Source organism: Rhodococcus sp. IEGM 1241 (assembly GCF_033142365.1).
GTDB lineage: Bacteria > Actinomycetota > Actinomycetes > Mycobacteriales > Mycobacteriaceae > Rhodococcus_F > Rhodococcus_F erythropolis.
On record NZ_JAWLSE010000067.1, the window covers coordinates 1 to 687 of the forward strand.

Consider the following 687-nt stretch of genomic DNA (forward strand, 5'->3'; position numbering starts at 1 on the left):
GTGTTGGATGTGGATCGGGTTGCGCCGCTGCGTGGTTCGAATGCTGCGTATGTGATTTTCACGTCGGGGTCGACGGGTCGGCCGAAGGGTGTGGCGGTCAGTCATCGCAGTGTGGTCAATCAGGTGTCGTGGTTGGCGGAGCGTTATGCGGTGTCGGGTTCTGATGTGGTGTTGTTCAAGACTCCGGTGACGTTCGATGTGTCGGTGTGGGAGTTGTTTGTTCCGTTGGCGGTGGGTGCTCGGTTGGTGGTGGCTACTCATGACGGTCATCGGGATCCGGGGTATTTGGCGTCGGTGGTGGCGGCGGAGTCGGTGTCGATGGTTTCGTTTGTGCCGTCGATGTTGGAGGTGTTCGTCGATCAGGTTGTCGACACGTCGGAGGCGACGATTTCGCGTCTCGGTGGTGCTGGGTTGGGTTCGTTGCGGGTGATTTTCGCGGCGGGTGAGGCGTTGCCGGCGTCGGTGGTGGGTCGGGTGTTGTCGGTGTTGCCGTCGGTTGAGGTTCATAATTTGTATGGTCCGACGGAGTTCACGGTGCATGCGACGGCGGCGGGTCCGCTCGATGGTGTGGGTGTGGTGGTGCCGATGGGTGCTCCGGTGTGGAATTCGTCGGTGTTGGTGTTGGATTCGCGGTTGCGTCCGGTGCCGGTGGGTGTTGCGGGTGAGTTGTATTTGTCGGGTGTGCAG

The 687-nt window shown here is 60.8% G+C and carries 1 protein-coding gene; it reads left to right on the top strand.

Annotated elements, in window-relative coordinates; genetic code table 11:
• Nucleotides 1-687: AMP-binding protein (locus R4P70_RS32645; protein WP_317833858.1), on the top strand; the 687-nt coding region annotated here is incomplete at both ends.